Below are 17136 nucleotides of genomic sequence, written 5' to 3'. Positions count from 1 at the left end.
ACACTATTTTAAATTAATTTTTTATAAACTAAAAAGAGTTACTTAAGGTAACTCTTTTTTATTATTTGTATGTTTTAAAGTTTTTTAGTCTAAGTGCATTACTTACTACTGATACTGAACTTAAACTCATAGCTGCTGCTGCAAACATTGGATTTAGTAGCGGTCCTCCGAATATATAAAGTAGCCCTGCTGCTATTGGTATTCCTATTGTATTGTATCCAAATGCCCAGAATAAGTTTTCTTTTATATTCTTAATTGTCTCATTACTTAGTTTTATTGCATTACATACATCAATTAAATCACTTTTCATTAAAACAATATCTGCAGATTCCATAGCCACATCTGTTCCATTTCCTATAGCTATACCTACGTTAGCTTGTGCTAGTGCTGGTGCATCATTTATACCATCTCCAACCATAGCAACAAACTTACCTTCATTTTGAAGATTTTTAACTACATTTGATTTATCTTGAGGTAATACTTCTGATACTACTATATCTATTCCAACCTCTCTAGCTATAGCATTGGCAGTCTTTTTATTATCTCCTGTTACCATAGCTACTTTTATTCCCATTTCATGTAATTTGTCTACTGCTTTTTTACTATTTTCTTTAACAGTATCGGCAACTGCTATTATTCCAGCTATATTATTTTCTATAGCTATATACATAGGTGTTTTTCCTTCTTGTGCTAACCTATCAGATTTTTTATGTAGAGATTCTAGACTTATATCTCTACTTTCCATTAATCTTTTATTACCAAGTAATATATTTTTATTATCTATGTTTACTTCTATACCATGTCCTGGTATAGCTTTAAAGTTTTTAACTTCTACAAATTTTATTCCTATTTCTTCACCATACTTAACTATAGCTTCCCCTAATGGGTGTTCTGATGTTTTTTCTGCACTTGCTGCTATTTGTATTATATATTTTTCATCTATATCATCACTTACTATAACATCTGTTACTTTTGGCTTACCTTCAGTTATAGTTCCTGTTTTATCAAATATTACAGTATCTACTTTATGTGCAAATTCTAAAGCTTCTCCACCTTTTATAAGTATTCCATTTTCTGCCCCTTTTCCTGTACCAACCATTATAGCTGTTGGTGTTGCAAGTCCTAATGCACATGGACAGGCTATAACTAATACAGATATAAATATTGTTAAGACAAACTCTAAATCTTTATTTCCAAATAAAGCCCAAGCTGCTGCTGACACTATAGCTATTATTATAACAACTGGTACAAAATATCCTGATACAGTATCTGCAAGTTTTGCAATAGGTGCTTTTTTGCCTTGTGCATCTTCCACTAATTTTATAATTTGAGATAAAGCTGTATCACTACCTACTTTTTCTGCTTTAAATTTTATACTTCCATGCTTATTTATACTAGCTCCAGTTACCTTATCACCAATATTTTTTTCAACAGGTATACTTTCCCCTGTAAGCATTGATTCATCTACTGATGTAGTACCATCTACTACAACACCATCTACTGGTATCTTGCTACCTGGTTTTACTATTATTATATCTCCAACTTCAACTTCATCTATTGGTACTTCAATTTCTTTATCACCTTTTAATATAAGTGCAGTTTTTGGTTGAAGTCCCATAAGTTTTTTTATTGCTTCACTAGTTTTTCCTTTTGATCTTGATTCTAAATATTTCCCAAGTAATATTAAAGCAATTATTATTCCTGCACTTTCATAGTATAACTGATGATGTCCGTGAGGCATTTGTCCATTATAATTTGCTATTTTAAATGTTGTATATACACTATATAAAAATGCTGCTGATGTACCTATTGCAACTAGAGAATCCATATTAGGACTTTTTGTTAGTAATGCTTTAAATCCATTTACATAGAATTTATACCCAGCTCCCATTACAGGTATAACAAGTAACATTTGAATTAGTGCATAATTTAAAGGGTTTGTATTAGGATTTATTATGCTTGGTACTGGTAATGGACCAAAGGGTTTTGTTATCATAGGTCCCATCGCTATATAAAATAGTGGTATAGAGAATCCTACAGCTATTATAAACTTAGTAAATAAAGTTTTCATTTCTTTTTCTTTTCTTAATTTATCTTCATCTATTTGATTTTTATCTTTATTATTCTCTAATACTTCATATCCTGACTTTTTAATAGCTTCTTCTAATTTAGATAATTTAATCTTGCTTGGATCATAACTTATTGATGCTATTTCTGTAGCTATATTCACACTTGAACTTTCTACTCCATCTAATTTCTTAGTAGCTCTTTCAACAGCTTTTGCACATGCTGCACATGTCATTCCACCAATTTTTAAATCAACCTTTTTATATGTTGTATCTTCTAATATATCATATCCTGATTTTTGTATAGCTTTTTTAAAGTCTTCAAAACCAACTTTACTATCATCGTATACTATTTCTAACTTTTCTGTCACCATGTTTATACTCTGACTTTGTACTCCATCTAGCTTTTTGACGGCTCTTTCAACAGCTTTTGCACATGCTGCACAAGTCATTCCTGTGACTTTATACGTTTTTGTAATTATATTACCCATGTCATTTGACTCCTTTATTTTTTAATTATATTTTTTCTATACCCTGTATAGGTATATTAAAACATTTTTTATAAGTCTATAAATTTTTAAGTGTTATCACTTAACAAATAAAAAATATACTTTCCTAATATCATAATAATTTCCTCTTATACTTAAAATATCCATTTTATAACCTATTTTTTATCAATACTTTTATACTAAAAAATCCTTATCTGTAAAAAAATAACCTATGTATAGACTTATTATCTACCATAGGTTGTTTTTTCTTTACTAATATTAATCTCCGTCTCTTCTATTTTTTATAAAATCTATTGCTATATATAACACTACTACTATAGTTAATATAACTACTAGCTTTACTATCCACGAACTCATTGAAAAACTATAAAACATTCTTCCAAAAGGACTAAATCCTCCGCTATAATATCCTCCTCCAAATATAGGCCTACTTGATTTAGGCTCATCATAGTCATAATATTTTTTATTGGTATTAGAATTATTTTCATTACTTTCATTTTTAGGCTTTGTATAAAAACTTCCTGAGTCTGGTTTTATAGTGCTATTTGATTTGCTATCTGTTTTACTGTCTATATTGCTGTTATCACTTGGCTTAGTCGTAAAGCCTCCTGAATCTGGCTTTATAGTACTTTGTGGTTTGCTACTTTTACTGCTCTTTAAGCTACTACTTGGTTTACTAGAAAAACTACCAGAACTTGGCTTTATACTCTTTGGCTTAGAGTAACTTTTACTAGAACTACTTGAATGAAAAGAGCTCCTACTTCTTGAGTAAGCTACTTCACCTAAATCTTTCCCATAGGCCTCTGATTTTATCATTGAGAGTGAATTAAATGTAACTAAAAACGTAAATAAAGCTACTAATAATAGGGGAAATAATCTTAACTTATTTTTCTTCACTATACTGTAAGCCCTAGTTCTATAAATTTATTATTAAGTCTTATAAGTTCATCTTGACTATCATCAACTATTACAGAATCATAATTTTCTTCCCCTTTAAATTTAGAGTATCTTAATAAATGTTGATTATCATAGTCTTTTGAATCAATTAAATATACATATCTAAATATATTGCTATCACTTTTTTCTATTAAGTATCCTGCTACATTAAATATTATTTCTTTATTACCATCGTATAAAGTCACAGTTTCCTTTGTTTTAGTAAATGCATCAGTTTTTTTATCACATCCATATACATATTCTTCTTCTCTACAATTTAAACAAGAATTAACCATGCAATTTGATGCACAATTTATACACTTACATTTGCTACACTTTTGTAGTTTATCTATATCCCTTTTTTTATCTATAGTTAAATAATTATTAATTTTTGATTCTATATCATCACTTTTACTGAATAATTTTTTAAAAAAGCCTTTATCTTTTTTACTTTCACTTTCTAATCTATCTAAAAAGTCCATATAATCTTTTAATGTTTCAACTTTATTTATAAATGTTCTTTTATTTAATTCATTTTCATCTAACATTTGTCTTAAGTCATCATAAGAAAACATTATATCTGAGTAAATCTTTTTATATTTGTCTTTTTCGCTTTGTATTATTTCATTTGCCATAACTTTGCACCCCTTACATTAACTAATAAAAAAAATTTGCTTCGTCTATATAACCAACTTTTATGATTTGGTATTTAAACGAAGCATTCATCTACAAATATTTAAATAGATTAATATAATCTACTTATTTTTTCATTTGTTCTTTTATTCTTTCTAATTCTTTAGCTACTTCATCATCAACTGATGGAGAACTACTTATATATTCATCTAAAAGTTCATCTTCGTCTTTAGGTTTTAAATCTTCTAATGCTTTACCATAGCTTTCCTTTTGAGCAACTTTCTTTTCTAGTTCATCTAAGTTTATACCATGATCATCATTTAAACCAGCTAATGTCTCATTTATATCATTATTTATTTCAGCAACATCAAGTCTTGTAGCTAATTCTTGCTTTTTAGATTTCATTTTAGATATTTCTATTTCTAAGTCTGATATTTTATTTTTTACAAGTTGTATTTTTTCATCTTGTTCTTTTATTCTAGCTTCTGTTTGAGTTAATTTTCCTTGAAGTTCTAATTTTTGTTTTACAAAGTTTTGCGCTTTTTCATTGTCTTCCTTTTGTATAGCAACTTTAGTGGCTTCTTCATATTTATCTATTTTTTCTTGTATATCTTTTTTCTCATTTCTAATTCCATCTACTGATGCTATAAAGTTTGCACATTGTTTTTTAGCATCTTGTAATAACTTTTCTTTTTTAGTTATAGATAGTTCTAACATTTCAATTGGATTTTCATGCTTATCTAACGCTTTGTTAGCCTTTGCATCCACTATATTTTTTAGTCTTTTAAAAAAGCTCATTTTTCATCCCATCCTTTTATTATTGTGATTATACATTGATAATCATGACCTTATAATATATTGTATATTTATATATAACATGTGTCTATACTATAATTGGTATAAATACTGTAACCTTTTAACTTAATATATAAATATATGTTATATTTCATTTTATAATATTTATATGAATTCTTTATGAAATATTTGTTAAAAATTAGTATAAATATACTTGGAGGTAAACATTTGAGATATGTAATAGTTAGTGTTTTAAAAAAAGATGCAGGCAAATTTAATAACACTTTAAGAAAGGATGTCTTTGATAAGTTTGGTGTTAAATCTTCTAAACTGCCTGCTCACTTTACTATAAAATCCCCTTTTGAAAGTGATGATATTTCGCAATTAGAAAAAACATTAAATATATTTTCTAATTCTAATGATGCTACACCTTATGAAATCCATGGATATGATCATTTTGATGATCGAGTTATATATATGAAAGTTTTTATGAGTAATGATGCTAAATTTGTTCATGATAAACTTATAGATGAACTTTCCTCTATAAATTATATAAACTTTGATAGCCATGATGGTAAGGATAAAATATTCCATGTTACAATAAGTTCTAAAAAAATAAGAAGTAAGTTTAATGAACTGTGGGATTATGTAAATAATATCCCTTGTGATTTCTATTGCAGTTTTGATAATATTTCAATATATAAGTGGATAGATAATAATTGGATACTTCACAAAGAATATATTCTCAAATAAATATATTTTTATATAAAATTCCCCTTTAAAAAATAAAGGGGAATTTTATAATTATATACAGTTTCTAATTTTTGGACCACCAACTCTATCTACTTCACTACTTTCGTATAAGTTTACTATCGTATTAAATCCTTTTGATATCTTAAAATATATATTATCTATTGATAGATTTATATTCATTCTTGCATTTTAATTTTGTAGTACTACAAATTGATCAACATTTGAAGTTTTAGTGGAGCTACATCCTACCAACATAAGTGACGAGATAAATGTAATTCCAAGAACTGTTTTTGCCTTCTTTGTTCATATTACCCACACTAATATTTCCCATGTTTTTGTTTTAATTTATATTGTATATTTATAGATAGATTTTTTTATCGATTTTCTGAATTATATATATTAATTAATTTATATATATCCCTTTCCTTTTATATATGATAAAAAATTTACTTCGCCTAAGCGACGTGTCAGAGAAACACTTCGTGTCGCCAATGACTTCATCAGTTGCTCAAAATATCTTTTTTTCGATCAACTAAACTTATTGGTATTACTTGACTACAATAATTATACACAGTTTTTAAAGTATCATAATTTCCTTAAGCATAAAAAATACCATGATTAATCATGGTATTTTTTTATTTTTTTATCATATCAAATAGCTCTTTTTCTGTTTGCTTTATAACAAGATTTCCATCAATCTTAGCTACAGCCTCTTTTGAATACATTCTACAAACACCTATACATCCTGTACTTACATTTTCTTCTCCAGCTATTTCTTTTAATTTATTAACATCAACGTTTGAGCAATATGGACACACTCTAATCATTTTCATTCTCCTTATTTAATTAATTATTTTAAATTATTATTACCCTATAAAAATATACAGTAAACATTTGTATATTTTTATAAATTTTATTCAATTTGAATTTTTTTGAATTTTCTCTTGCGTTTTTGTCAATAAAGATGTTATTATAGTTTAGTCTTTGTTATGAATAAAGTATATTGTATACAAAGATGAACTTATATAATTATAAATAAATTTTTTTGGAGGAAATCATGAACGAAACTAAAGTTAAAGTTGTAACTGCTGATCCTTCAGCATTAGGGCTTTTTGGATTAGCAATGATAACATTAGTTGCATCATCTCAAAAGTTAGGATTAACTTCTGGTGTATCTTTTGTTATCCCATGGGCAATATTTTTAGGAGCATCTGCCCAATTAATGGCAAGTATAAACGATTTTAAACATAACAATACATTTGGAGCTACTGCATTTGGTGGATATGCATTTTTCTGGTACTCAGTTGGATTAGTATGGTTAATTCAAAATGGAGTATTTGGACAAGCTTTAGCTTCTACTATAGATGTTAAGCAATTAGGTTTTGCATACTTAGGTTACCTAATATTTACTTTATATATGACTATAGGTGCAATGGAGACACATAAAGTATTATTTATAATATTTGTACTTATAGACTGCTTATTTATAGGGCTTACTTTAAGTTCATTCGGTATAATGTCAGAAGCAACTCATACATTTGCTGCATACTCAGAAATGCTTATAGCAGTATTCTCATTCTATGGTTCTGCTGCTTCAGTACTGAATGCTCATTTTGGAAGAGTATTTTTACCTGTTGGTAAGCCATTTGGAATATTCAAAAAATAATTTAATATTAACTAAGATTTTTAAATTTATATTATAATAATTTTTAGACATATTTTAGACATTAAAATCCTACCTATATAAATAGGTAGGATTTTTTCATTTAATTAATATTTTTTATTTGTATTTATTGATTTCCTCATTGTTATTTTCATTAAACTAAAAAATGCAATCTAAATTCTATTCAAAATTTTTAATACATATCTACCCTTTACCACAAACATTTTCCCTTAGATAAAAAAACTAACTTTTATTTTTTATCTTTAAAATTAACTTTAAATTATTTTTTTTTACATAAAATATATTCATTGTTATACTTTTATTTTAAGTTTTAGTATCTTGTATACACAGTTATACTGTGCTATACTAAATAAGTTATTTTAATGCGAAAGGAGCATATTCAATGTCAAAAAACAAAATAATAAACATAGCGGTTATAGCCCACGTTGATGCTGGTAAGTCAACTTTAGTTGATGCTTTCTTGCATCAATCTGGAACATTTAGAGATAATGAAGTAGTTAAAGACTGTGTAATGGATAGTAATGACCTTGAAGCAGAAAGAGGTATAACAATATATTCTAAAAACTGTTCTATAAACTATAAGGACTACAAGATAAATATAGTAGATACACCAGGACATAGTGACTTCTCTTCTGAAGTTGAACGTGTTATAAAGACTGTTGATACAGTTATATTACTAGTTGATGCTAGTGAAGGACCAATGCCTCAAACAAGATTCGTTTTACAAAAATCTTTAGAAGCTGGACTTAGACCAATACTTTTCATAAACAAGATAGACAAGCAAGATCAAAGAGCTGAAGAAGTTGTTGATGAAGTATTTGACTTATTCGTTGACTTAAACGCAACTGATGAGCAATGTGAATTCCCAATAATATACGGTATAGCTAAACAAGGTATAGCTAAGAAAGAAATGGACGATGAAAGTACTAACTTAGCTCCATTATTTGAAACTGTTGTTGAACATGTTGAAGCATACCCTGATTACAGTGAAGAACCTCTTCAATTACAAATATCTGCACTTGCTTATGATGACTATGTAGGTAGACTTGGAATCGGTAGAGTTTACAAAGGAACTATAAAAAATGGTTCTCAAGTTTCTATATGTAAAGCTGATGGTTCAGTAGCTAAAGGAAGAATATCTAAGCTTACAGTTTATGAAGGATTAAACCAAGTTGAAAAAGATGAAGCTTATGCTGGAGATATAGTTGTTATAGCTGGTATAAGTGATATATCTATAGGTGAAACTATATGTGATAGTGACAATCCAATTCCAATGGAAATGATACACATAGAAGAACCTACTTTATCTATGAACTTCTTAGTTAATGACTCTCCATTCTGCGGAAAAAGTGGTAAGTTCGTAACTACAAGACACTTAAAAGATAGATTAGACAAAGAATTAGAAGTTAATGTTGGTCTTAAAGTTGAGCCATTAGACACAACTGATGGATACAGAGTATCAGGACGTGGAGAGCTTCACTTATCTATCCTTTTAGAAAACATGAGACGTGAAGGATACGAAATAGGTGTTTCTAAACCAGAAGTTTTATTTATAAAAGAAGATGGTAAGTTATTAGAGCCAATGGAAAGAGTTATAGTTAACTGTCCAGAAGTTTACTCAGGAACTGTAATAAATAAATTAAACCTAAGAAAAGCAATGATGGAAGCTATGGAAATAGAAGGTGACTATGTTAAAATAACATTCATCGCTCCAACAAGAGGATTACTTGGATACAGAAGTGAATTCATAAACGATACTCGTGGAGAAGGTTCTTTAGTTAGATCATTTGAGAGATATGAAGAACATAAAGGTGAAATACCTGGAAGAACTAACGGAGTTTTAATAGCTCAAACAGCTGGTACTACTATGGCTTATGCTCTTAATGCATTAAGCGAAAGAGCTCAAATGTTTGTTGACCCTGCTGTTGAAGTTTACGAAGGTATGATAATAGGTATGAACTCTAGAAAAGATGACATGACTGTTAACCCTTGTAAAAATAAGAAATTAACTAACGTTCGTGCTTCTGGTACTGATGAAGCAGTTAAGTTACAAGCTGCTAGAACATTCACATTAGAAGAAGCTTTAGAATTTATAGAAGATGATGAGTTAGTTGAAATAACTCCAGATGCTATAAGACTTAGAAAGAAATTCTTAAATGAGCATGATAGATTAAAATACAACAAATCTAGACAAGCTAATAAATAGTTTATAAAAAGAACACTTTAGTAATTCTCTAAAGTGTTCTTTTTTATATTTCTAAAATATTAATTCTAGATACTATTTATTATTCAACATTTTTAACTTTATACACTTTAGTCATATAGAAATAGAATGGTACAGCTATTAGTAATCCACCTAGTCCCCATACTATCTTCATAGGGTCACTAATTCCTGCTTCTATTAATAGCCATAAACTAATTAATACTGCAAATATTGGTACAAATGCTCCACCTGGTATTCTAAATCTTACTTGCTTATCTTTATATTTCTTTCTAAATACTAATACTGCTATACATGTTGGTATATATTGTATAAATCTAGATATAACACTTATTTGTAATAAAAATTTAAATGAACCTGACCAAGCTATTAAAAGAGTTCCAACAACTGTTATTATTATTGCTATATATGGAGCACCTTTTTTATTATTTTTAGCTATGCACTTTGGAACTAATCCTTGTTCAGCTAATGCAACCCCTGATCTTGGTGTTAAGAAAGATGCTGCTATATTTATACCACCAACAGATATTACTGTTCCTATTGTTATTATATAAGTTCCAATATTACCTACCATTGATTTAGCTGCATCTGCTACAGGTGTTGCTGCTCCACTTAACTTAGGACCTAATACACCAACACTTATAGCTAAAACAAACACATATACAATTGATACTATTGCCATCACTGTAATTAAAGCTTTTGGAACGTTTTCCCTAGGATTTTCCATATCCTTTGCTGCAACTGCCAAAGATTCAAATCCTGTAAATGCATAAAATAATGATATTGCAGCTGCAACAAATGCTGTTGTTGTAGCTTCACCAGATGGTACAATTACAAACGGTTTAAAGTTACCACCTTTTACAAAGAAAATTCCTACAACTATAAAGAATATTAATGGAACAAGTTTACCTATAGTTATTATATCATTTAAAACTTTTGATGCTTGTACACCCATTATGTTTACTATTCCAAGACCTATTAATACTACACCTATTATAACATTTTTAGTAAATGGATCTGCTGCTTGAGGCCAAACAGTAGAAATCGTTATTGCAAAAAAGTTTGCCATAGCTGCCCAAGCTATCATACCTATAGCCCACTTCATAAATCCAACTTCAAAACCTATAAATTGACCAAACGCTTCCTTAGCATAAAGATATGGTCCACCATTTTCATCAAACCAACTTCCTGCCTCAGCAAAACAAAGCGCTATAGATACTGCAAGTACTGTACAAAATACTAGTACAACAATACTTGCAGGTCCTATCATTTTATATGCCTCTCCTGGCAATCCAAATATACCTGAACCTATGATTGAGTTAATGCCTAGAAGTACTATACTCCAAAAACCTAATTTTTTACTACTTTCCATAGTCTTCCTCCACCAAAATATATATTTATAATTATTTAGTTGCTTCTGTTATTAATGCCTTAAATAGCTTTTGCATGATAGGATAATCCTTTGTCATCATTTCTGGATGCCATTGAATTCCTAATACAAATTCTTCTCCTTCTTTTTCTATAGCTTCAATTACTCCATCTTTAGATTCTGCACAAACTATATATCCATTAGCTAACTCATTTACAGCTAAATGGTGAAAACTATTAACATGTATCTCACTTTCTCCTAATATATTATGTAACTTCGTACCTTCTCTTATTATGGCTGTATGTGTAGCTACATTTGATAAATGACCTTGATTATGTTTTATATAACATCCATCTATTAGAGATAAGTCTTGATATAAGCTACCTCCTTCACATACATTTATAACTTGTTCTCCTCTACATATACCTAAAATTGGCTTCTTCATTTCTAAGGCATATTTTAATAATTTAAAATCATAAGCATCTCTTTTAGGTAATATTCCACCTAATTTTTGATGTGGTTCTTCTCCCCAATTTAAGGGATTTACATCATGCCCTCCAGATAAAATAAGAGCATCTATATTTTTTACTTGTTCTCTTATTATTTCATCATTATAAACCATTGGAACTATGTAAGGTACACCCCCACACATAGCGACTGATTGAACATAGTCATTATTTACATATGCTCTTTCGTATCCTGGAAACATTCCTCCTTCATCTATTATAAGGCTACCTGATATACCTACTATAGGCTTTTTGTTTGTCATAAATTAATGCACTCCAATTCTTCTATTATTTTTAGATTATAACTATAATCTTTTGTACATCAATTACTTTAAGCAAACACTATGCCAAATTTGTATTTTATTTTTTTATATTTAGATATTTTGTATAATTTTTAAGTCCATTAACTTAATATATTTTTTAATTTTATACATTTTCAGATGTTCTTCTAATAAAGGTATACACTCATTTTATGAGTTAATTTAGTCTAGTTTCATGAATATTTTCAATAGAAAAATAGCAATAATCATAAAAATTTTTTCAATATTTGTTTTAGGAAAACTTTTACTTTACTTATTAAATAATACATAATGTTAAAATATATTTATAGGTTAAATAGGCAGTTAAATCTGCCTACTTAACTGCCTATTTTAATAACTTAAGCACCTCTATTCCCTTTTGACTTAATTCGCTTCCTTTCCTACCACTTTTTGATACTACAATATTTCTTCCTTTTAATACTTCTAATATATGTCTAATTTCACCTTCACTTATTAGTATATCTTCTTTTATAAGTTCTTTAAGTATAGCACTTCTTCCTAATGATTTATTTAAGTCATTATGATTTTTGATACATTTCATTACCTTTACTGTCTTTTCTAAAGATGTTCTATTTTTTATATAATCTATATCTTTTTTATAATCCTTTTTTATATTAGTTAGATTATGAGGTAAATCATTTGTAGTAACTTCATCTTTTGATGCCATAGTATCTATATACATAGCTGTATTTCTTAACTCTCTTATATTACCTGGCCAATCATAATCATTTATTATAATTTTTACATCTTCACTTACCTTAATTTTTCTTTTTATAAAATGTTTAAGCATCATATCTATATCTTCTTTTCTCTCTCTAAGTGGAGGTATGTGTATAGGTAATACATTTATTCTATAATATAAATCTGCCCTAAACTTTTCTTCTTTTATCATTTTAAGCAAATCTCTATTTGTTGCTGCTATTACTCTAACATCAATATCTATTACGCTTTGTCCTCCAACTGGCATAATTTGATTTTCTTGAAGTACTCTAAGTAACTTTGTTTGAAGATACATAGGCATATCCCCTATTTCATCTAAAAATATAGTTCCATTATGAGCTTGTTCAAATAGTCCTTTTTTACCACCTTTTAATGCACCAGTAAATGCTCCTTCTTCGTATCCAAATAACTCACTTTCTAATAAATTTTCAGGCATAGCAGCACAGTTTATAGCTATAAAAGGTTGTTTACTTCTATTTGAATCATTATGTATAGACTGAGCTAACAACTCTTTTCCAGTTCCACTTTCACCAGTTATTAAAACTGTATAATCTGATTTAGATATCTTTCTGGCTAACTTTTTTGTATTTTCCATATTTATAGAATTAGTTTTAATATCATCAAAAGTATATCTAGCTACTTGACCTTTATCTTTAAGAACTTTACTTAAATTTTGTTCTAATTTTTTTATATAAGTTACCTCTTGTATACAAAAATATGACCCTATATTTTTACCAAAGCTATTTATTGTGTGCTTGTTTATTGTTATATACTTATCTTTATATTTAATAACATTATCATCTTTTGTCTTATCTTTATTTAATATATCTTTTAATTCTTTATCATCTAAATTTTTAATGTTTTTACCTATTATATCTTCTTTTATATCTAAAATATTTTTCACACTTTCATTAAGGACTTTTATAATACCTTCATTTGAAAGTAATATCATACCATTTTTAGATAACTTTATAATAGATTTTAGCTCATCATTTTCTACTGTAAGATTTTTATAGGTATGATTTATTCCTGAATGTATACTAATAACTTCTTCAGAGTATTTTATTAGTCTTTGTGTTACTTCTTTTTCATCGATTTTTAGTTTGGTTATTATTTGTAGAAATGTAGATATGTCTATAAATCTATGCCCTATATCAATTACTTCTTCTATATAATCAGGAACTAAGTGTGTTTCACCAGGAGTTACACAAACTTTAATATCCTTGTATTCTTTTTCTTTATCATAGGGAATTAAATTTAAGTGATTTATACCTATGTGGTATAGCATGGATATAGTTTCAAGTATTGTTTCCTTGTTATCGTTTACAACTAACACATCTATATTTCTAGGTAGTGAAAACAGTCTGTATATATCTTTTTGCTTTACACTTCTATTTATTATTATTATTTTCTTGCTATCATCTATATAATTTTTTAGTTTTATAGACCTATCTCTAAGCATGACAAGAATTATATCATCATCGATTTTTTGACCTTTTTGTAGATTATTAAAAAAATAATTGTTTATTTTTAATTTGTCTTTGAATATCATCTTTATATTGTTGTTTAAAAAGACCTCTAATGTGGATAATCCATCTGTAACTATACCTATTGTTTTCATATTAAGTCTCCCTTTTTACTTTGTATTATATATTTTTTAATTTTTGTTATCTAATTATCCACTATTATATCTAATTTATACTTAATTTGTCTTTTATAAAAAAGAAGTTTGCTATTTTTATAGCAAACTTCTTTTTTATGTTTATTCTATATCTATTTAATATTTTATTTTATGTCGTCTATTGGTTTATATCATCTAGTATGTGATTCTCGCTTAAACATGATAAGAATGTTAATCCATACATAACACAAACTATTACTGCTGTTATAAGTATTATACCCATATCTATCACTCCTTTGCTTATATTATATCTTTAATATATGAAGTATTTATGAATTTATTTTGAAATTTCATGTATATTCATTAGTTTTTCCTATTTTTTACTATGTATACATTATAGTACTTTTTTATTATTTATTTATAGTTTAAATATTGTAACCTTTTTAAATTTTTATAATATATCATTATACAATATCTTTATTTTTCTAAAAATTTACTTGTTATTTTCTTACAATTTATTATATAATATTATTAGTACCTGGTATTAATATTTGATATAATTTTTTTTATATTAAGGAGGCGTTTTTTATTAAAGCATTAAAAATTGGAGATTTAATAGCTAAAGTTCCTATAATACAAGGTGGAATGGGTATAGGAGTATCTAGATCTTCCCTTGCAGCTGCTGTAAGTCGTGCTGGTGGTATAGGAGTTATATCTGGCGTACAAATTGGCTATGATGAAAAAGATTTTGAATATAACCCTCTAAGAGCTAACTTATCGGCCCTTAGAAGTCATATAATAAAAGCTAAAGAAAATTCTAATAAAGGAATAATAGGTGTTAATCTAATGGTAGCTATGAACTACTACGAAGAACATGTAAAGGAAGCTATTTCCTCTGGTGTTGACCTTATAATATCTGGGGCTGGTCTTCCTATTAAATTACCTTCTTTAATTAAAGGCTCTAAAGTAAAAATTGCACCAATAGTCTCAACTGCTAAAGCTTGTAGTGTTATCCTAAAAATGTGGGACAAAAAAGACAAAACTACAGCTGATTTAATAATAGTTGAAGGTCCAAAAGCTGGAGGTCATTTAGGTTACAAAAAAAGTGAACTAGAAAATATAGATAGCATTAATTATGATAAAGAATTTGTAGATATACTAAAAATTACCAAAGCTTATAGTGTTAAATATAATAAAGAAATACCAGTGGTAGCCGCTGGCGGCATATTCAGTGCTGATGATGTTTTAAAATATATAAATCTAGGTGCTAGTGGTGTACAAGTAGGTACAAAATTTGTTGCAACTTATGAGTGTGATGCATCTTATGAATTTAAACAAACCTATATAAATTCTACTAAAGACAATATAAATTTAGTTGTAAGTCCAGTTGGAATGCCTGGTCGTGCAATACACAATAAATTTATAGAACGTAATTCTATATCATCACCTAAAATAACTAAATGCTATAATTGTTTAATTCCTTGTAATCCTAAAACTACTCCTTATTGTATATCAGAAGCTCTTATAAATGCAGTAAAAGGAGATGTTGATAATGGATTGCTATTTTGTGGTGAAAATGCCTACAAAGTAGATAAATTATCTTCTGTTGATGAGGTTATAAGAGAATTAACTTCTAAGTTATAGATAATTAAATTTTAGCTTTAATTGTATTTAAATGCTCTTACACTCCTAAATCTAGGGCTATTTCCTAATTCTAAAGCTAAAAATTTAAAATAAAAATAGACTAACATATGTTAGTCTATTTTTATTTTCTAAAACTAATATATTTTTATCATTTAAATGTATCTTTAACTTCTTTTAACTTTTCTATTATATTTATATGTTGAGGACATTTCTCTTCACATAATCCACATTCTACACATTTTTTTGCATCATTTCCCGACCCTACTAAAAACATATTGTATTGTTCTTTATTTTTTCCTATATCATTAAACATGAATGCATTATTTAATAATTCAAAGCAGTTTGGTATTTTAACACTGTTTGGACATGGTATACAATATTTACATCCAGTACAATTTACTCTTATTTTGGATTTAAACATATCTCTAAGCTCTTTTATCGTTTCTTTTTCATATTTACTCATAGATTCTTTTATACCTTCCTTAGAAGCTATATTTATATTCTCTACAACTTGTTCTAAACTTGACATTCCACTTAAAACTACATCTATCTCTTTCTTATCATATAAAAACTTAAAAGCCCATCCTACAGCATTTCTACTAGTTGAGCTATTATTAATTATATTTGTTATATCACTAGATAAATTATTTACTAATGCTCCTCCTCGAAGCGGTTCCATTATAACTATACCTAATCCTTTTTCTCGAGCATACATAAGTCCATCTGTACCTGCCTGATAATCTTCATCTATGTAATTATACTGTATCTGGGCAAATTCCCAGTCATAGTCATCTACTATTTCTTTAAATACATCTAATGTATCATGAAATGAAAAACCAATATGTTTTACTATTCCTCTTTCTTTTATATCTTTTATAAAATCAAATAACCCATTTTTCCTTAATCTAGTATAATCTTTCTTATTTAGATTATGTATTAAATAAAAGTCTATATAGTCAGTTTGTAATTTTTCTAATTGTTCATATATATATTTATACATATCTTCTCTTTTATTTACTAGCCATGAAGGTAGCTTTGTCGCTAATTTAACCTTTTCTCTATATCCATCTTTTAATACTTCTCCTACAAATATTTCACTTTCTCCATTATGATATGGGTATGCTGTATCTATATAATTTATACCGTTATCTATTGCATATATAAGCATTTCCCTTGATTTTTTCTTGTCTATTTTATTATCCTTTAATGGAAACCTCATACACCCAAATCCTAATATAGACACTTTTTCACCAGTATTTCCGATTTCTCTATATCTCATATTACTTCCTCCCCCTCTAAAAATATTATCTACTTATATTATATTTAATAATTTTTCCTATATATTACAATTTTTTATTA

The 17136-nt window shown here is 27.6% G+C and carries 14 protein-coding genes; 4 read left to right on the top strand and 10 right to left on the bottom strand.

The features are described from left to right. Positions 1–61 precede the first annotated feature (61 nt). The 4 genes from I4U66_RS01940 to I4U66_RS01925 all read right to left on the bottom strand — a co-directional run bounded on the left by I4U66_RS01940 (position 62) and on the right by I4U66_RS01925 (position 4942). Positions 62–2557 (bottom strand): heavy metal translocating P-type ATPase, encoded by a 2496-nt coding sequence (locus tag I4U66_RS01940; RefSeq protein ID WP_092926656.1) that lies wholly within the window; start codon positions 2555–2557, stop codon positions 62–64. Between the two features lie 276 nt (positions 2558–2833). Beyond that, a complete protein-coding gene (locus tag I4U66_RS01935) occupies positions 2834–3472 on the bottom strand; it encodes a hypothetical protein (RefSeq protein ID WP_207743598.1) in 639 nt (212 codons plus the stop codon). After that, positions 3472–4146, bottom strand: a complete 675-nt coding sequence (locus tag I4U66_RS01930) for a hypothetical protein (RefSeq protein WP_092926660.1) — start codon at positions 4144–4146, stop codon at positions 3472–3474. The genes I4U66_RS01935 and I4U66_RS01930 overlap by 1 nt, the downstream gene beginning before the upstream one ends. A gap of 124 nt (positions 4147–4270) precedes the next feature. Continuing rightward, positions 4271–4942 (bottom strand): PspA/IM30 family protein, encoded by a 672-nt coding sequence (locus I4U66_RS01925; RefSeq protein WP_092926662.1) that lies wholly within the window; start codon positions 4940–4942, stop codon positions 4271–4273. Positions 4943–5167: 225 nt separating this feature from the next. On the opposite strand from I4U66_RS01925, the gene I4U66_RS01920 reads away from it, so the two are divergent. Further along, positions 5168–5692 carry a 2'-5' RNA ligase family protein gene (locus I4U66_RS01920; protein ID WP_092926664.1) on the top strand — a complete coding sequence of 175 codons (525 nt, stop codon included), beginning with the start codon at positions 5168–5170 and terminating at the stop codon, positions 5690–5692. Between the two features lie 51 nt (positions 5693–5743). Here I4U66_RS01920 and I4U66_RS14800 read toward each other — a convergent pair whose 3' ends face one another. Further along, complete coding sequence (locus tag I4U66_RS14800; RefSeq protein WP_271891992.1) at positions 5744–5872, bottom strand: hypothetical protein; 129 nt, start codon at positions 5870–5872, stop codon at positions 5744–5746. A gap of 455 nt (positions 5873–6327) precedes the next feature. Then, positions 6328–6519 (bottom strand): DUF1450 domain-containing protein, encoded by a 192-nt coding sequence (locus I4U66_RS01915; RefSeq protein ID WP_092926666.1) that lies wholly within the window; start codon positions 6517–6519, stop codon positions 6328–6330. Between the two features lie 230 nt (positions 6520–6749). Between I4U66_RS01915 and I4U66_RS01910 the strand changes: the two genes are divergently transcribed. Together I4U66_RS01910 and typA are read left to right on the top strand one after the other, a co-directional pair. Then, on the top strand, positions 6750–7358 hold the full coding sequence (locus I4U66_RS01910; RefSeq protein WP_092926668.1) for an acetate uptake transporter: 609 nt from the start codon (positions 6750–6752) through the stop codon (positions 7356–7358). A gap of 400 nt (positions 7359–7758) precedes the next feature. Continuing rightward, the gene (gene typA, locus I4U66_RS01905; RefSeq protein WP_092926670.1) at positions 7759–9582 is read left to right on the top strand and encodes a translational GTPase TypA; all 1824 of its coding nucleotides are present in this window, start codon (positions 7759–7761) and stop codon (positions 9580–9582) included. A 79-nt stretch (positions 9583–9661) separates the two neighbouring features. Here typA and I4U66_RS01900 read toward each other — a convergent pair whose 3' ends face one another. The 3 genes from I4U66_RS01900 to I4U66_RS01890 form a co-directional block, all read right to left on the bottom strand. Beyond that, positions 9662–10969: an APC family permease gene (locus I4U66_RS01900; protein ID WP_092926672.1), complete on the bottom strand. Its 1308-nt coding sequence runs from the start codon at positions 10967–10969 to the stop codon at positions 9662–9664. Positions 10970–11000: 31 nt separating this feature from the next. Then, complete coding sequence (locus tag I4U66_RS01895) at positions 11001–11735, bottom strand: gamma-glutamyl-gamma-aminobutyrate hydrolase family protein (RefSeq protein WP_092926674.1); 735 nt, start codon at positions 11733–11735, stop codon at positions 11001–11003. Between the two features lie 382 nt (positions 11736–12117). Beyond that, positions 12118–14133 (bottom strand): sigma-54 interaction domain-containing protein, encoded by a 2016-nt coding sequence (locus I4U66_RS01890; RefSeq protein ID WP_195928347.1) that lies wholly within the window; start codon positions 14131–14133, stop codon positions 12118–12120. Between the two features lie 588 nt (positions 14134–14721). On the opposite strand from I4U66_RS01890, the gene I4U66_RS01885 reads away from it, so the two are divergent. Further along, entirely contained in the window at positions 14722–15777 is a 1056-nt protein-coding gene (locus I4U66_RS01885; protein ID WP_166506228.1) for an NAD(P)H-dependent flavin oxidoreductase, read from the top strand. 148 nt (positions 15778–15925) lie between these two features. Here the strand turns inward: I4U66_RS01885 and I4U66_RS01880 are convergent, their stop codons facing one another. Then, positions 15926–17056 carry an aldo/keto reductase gene (locus tag I4U66_RS01880; protein ID WP_195928346.1) on the bottom strand — a complete coding sequence of 377 codons (1131 nt, stop codon included), beginning with the start codon at positions 17054–17056 and terminating at the stop codon, positions 15926–15928. Positions 17057–17136: the final 80 nt, after the last annotated feature.

The sequence above is a fragment of the Romboutsia sp. D33t1_170424_H2 genome, assembly GCF_015669105.1.
Classification (GTDB): domain Bacteria; phylum Bacillota; class Clostridia; order Peptostreptococcales; family Peptostreptococcaceae; genus Romboutsia_C; species Romboutsia_C hominis.
Note: the sequence above shows the minus strand (reverse complement) of the source record. Positions and strands in the feature narration are given on the sequence as shown.